4 protein-coding genes are annotated in these 2,721 nt (G+C 64.4%); 2 read left to right on the top strand and 2 right to left on the bottom strand.

The genetic code is table 11. From position 1 onward, the window contains the following. Positions 1–728 (top strand): efflux permease Rv1217c-related protein (locus tag AC5RWX_RS32100; RefSeq protein WP_494100224.1); only part of this gene is annotated, 728 nt, incomplete at its 5' end. Positions 729–740: 12 nt separating this feature from the next. On the opposite strand, the gene AC5RWX_RS32095 is transcribed toward AC5RWX_RS32100, so the two are convergent. Both AC5RWX_RS32095 and AC5RWX_RS32090 read right to left on the bottom strand, forming a co-directional pair. Further along, positions 741–893, bottom strand: coding sequence for a hypothetical protein (locus AC5RWX_RS32095; RefSeq protein WP_494100223.1), 153 nt, complete (start codon positions 891–893; stop codon positions 741–743). A 115-nt stretch (positions 894–1,008) separates the two neighbouring features. After that, a complete protein-coding gene (locus AC5RWX_RS32090) occupies positions 1,009–1,290 on the bottom strand; it encodes a hypothetical protein (protein ID WP_494100222.1) in 282 nt (93 codons plus the stop codon). Between the two features lie 303 nt (positions 1,291–1,593). On the opposite strand from AC5RWX_RS32090, the gene AC5RWX_RS32085 reads away from it, so the two are divergent. Further along, on the top strand, positions 1,594–2,403 hold the full coding sequence (locus tag AC5RWX_RS32085) for a hypothetical protein (RefSeq protein WP_494100221.1): 810 nt from the start codon (positions 1,594–1,596) through the stop codon (positions 2,401–2,403). Positions 2,404–2,721: the final 318 nt, after the last annotated feature.

Below are 2,721 nucleotides of genomic sequence, written 5' to 3'. Positions count from 1 at the left end.
AGCGCGGAAGCGTGGCCGGCTGGTGCTTCGCTGCCGCCGGGCTGGGGGCGGTGGCCGGCGGGCTGGGGCCAGTGGTCCGGGACGCATTGTCCGGCAATCCGGCATTGGTGGAGCTGATGAACCGGCTGGTTCCCGGCGACGCCGGCATGATGGACCTCTTCACCACCGCAATGCTGGGTATCGCCGGAATCCTCGCTGCCTCCGCGGGCATCCAGGCGGTCCTGCGGCTTAGGGACGAGGAAGCTGAGGGACGTGCTGAGCTGCTGCTGGCCGTGCCGGTGCCACGGGTCCGCTGGTTGGCGGGCACCCTCGCCGTCGCGGCAATCACGACGACGACTGTTGCCGTTGCCGCCGGAGCCTCGGCCGCCGTCGTTCTCGCCCTGACGCAGGCGGGGGGAAGCAGCCCCGGGCTGGTTCTCGTTGCTGCATTGGCGCACGTGCCGGCGGCGCTGGTCTTCCCCGCCGTGACTGCGCTCGTGTTCGCCCTCGCGCCGCGGTGGAGCAGTTCGGTTGGCTGGGGCGCCCTATGCGCCGCGCTGGTCCTCGGACAGTTTGGGGAACTGCTCGGCCTGCCCGTCTGGCTTCAGGACCTGAGCCCGTTCCGGCATTCTTCAGCTATGCCCGTGGAAGCTTTCCAGCCGGGGGCCGCCCTGCTGATGGCTGCCGTCGCCATTGCGGCGTCGGCAGCCGCCAGCCGCCTGATCCGGGAAAGGGACCTGGCGGCCTGATGCCGCGGGACATCAGGTCCCGGCGTTCCGCTTCACCCAACCCCAAACAGCAGTGGCAACGAACAGCAGCAAACCGATGAAGGCCAGCCACAGCAAGCCCTCGATTATGGCACCCAGAATCGAAAGAACAAGCCAGATAACAAGCAGTGTGATGATCAGTCCCATGGTGGAATCCTAGCCCCGGAAAGGTGGATTCAATCGTTCACCATGATCACCTGGCCCGTGCCCTAAGCAAACGCCCTGCTTCTTTCTCAAAGAGCTGCCTGTCCCGGCGGCGAAATTAGAGCAGGCTGGGCTGGCTGGAGAGGATGTAGTCCACGGCTGCAGGGCCTTTCATTGTCAGCCCTGGCCATTCATGACGGCCGGCGTCGCGCTTTTGGCCGGCATGTCCCCGTTCGTCCATCGCTGCCCACAAGGACCTTGCGGGACCGGGCTGCCGGCCATTGAGCAGGCACCAGCTGACGTAGACGCCGTAGATTTCGTCTTCGCTCAAAGCCGGTTGCCTTTCTGGGTTCTGGACGAAGCATTCCGTGAGGAATCGGGTGTAGTTCGGAACGCTCATGAGTTGGCTCCTTCTGGTCAGTGTGGCTTCACGAATAGCTGCGGAAGTGTTTCGCTGCTGTGGTTCGGAGCCGTGCCAACAAAGGATGGGTCCGTACCGATATTTTCCCGACGGGGATTTGCCGAGTACGTGGCACCACGGCACTTCCTGCTGGCAGGTAAGGGGCGTGGGGGAGAGCACGTGCAAGGTCACGTCTTGCGCGACATATAGCAAGTGTGCTTAGTATTTAGTTAGTAACCTTACTTACTAATTCACCAGGCTGGGTTTGAAAGTCCAGCTGCCTACCAGTGGAAGCGAGTGATGATGACGGAGAACCAGTGGCCTGAGGCTTCTGCCCGAAGCCATCTCGACCAGTACGGGAACGCAGCACCGACGGATCCTTCCGCAGAGCCGGAAACCTACGTCACCAAGAAGGACGCAGCCAAGGAAGAGACGTCGAAGATCGCCGGGCAGGCGGCCGGTGCGGCCCACAATGTGGCGCAGACCGCGAAGCACGAAGTCGGAAACGTCGCATCCGAGGCAAAGACCAGCGCAAAGGGCCTCCTGCACGAGGCGAAGTCAGGCCTGGGCAATCAGGCGGGCGCGCAGCAGCAGAAGGCCGCCGATGGCATCCGGACCATTTCCAGCCAGCTTCAGAACATGGCCGATGCCCCGGAGCAAAAGGGCATCGCCAGTGACGTGATCCGGCAGGCTGCGGACCGCACGGCCTCGGTTGCTTCCTGGGTGGAAGGCAAGGATCCCCGGGAGCTGTTGGAGGACGTTCAGTCCTTTGCCCGCCGCAAGCCGGGAACGTTCCTGCTTTTGGCTGCCGGCGCTGGCATCCTCGTGGGCCGGCTTGCTCGTGGCCTGCAGCCGGCCCCGGCACCGCAGGCGGCAATTCCGCCCAAGCCGGCGCAGGCCCCGGCTGTCACAACAACCGGCGCAACAACCGCTCCGCCGTGGGGCGAGGAATCGGTCTACCAGAACCACGGGACGGCGCCGGCAACCTACGGCGAAACCATCTACGGGGAACCGGCCCGGCCGGCCTATTCGGGCACCGAAGCAGGCGGAGTCCCGCTGAAGGATCTGGATGATCCGTACAGCGAGGTCCGGGGCGCGGAGCGCCAGCCGTAAGCGGCCAAAGCTGACGTCCAGCAACAAGACGCACCAGCCCCACCAACCAAAGGACCCGTGTCATGAAGAAACTGCTCTTTGCCTTGCTCCCGGGAATCATCAGCCGGGTACTCAAGGCCCGAAAGGCCAAGCAACTCCGTGCCGCCCAGACCCGGCCGCCGCGGAACCGCTTCTGAATTTTGTCCCTCAAGCAGCACAAAACAAGCAACAAAAAGCTCGACGACGGCCGCACACGCCGCTGAAGGCCCACCACCGGGATCCGCACTGATTCCCCCGCACGGCCCGTCCTCCATTCCGGAGGGCGGGCCGTGCTTTTGT

It is taken from the genome of Arthrobacter sp. SPT-J7 (assembly GCF_059089965.1).
This window is presented reverse-complemented; position numbering and strand designations above follow the sequence as displayed.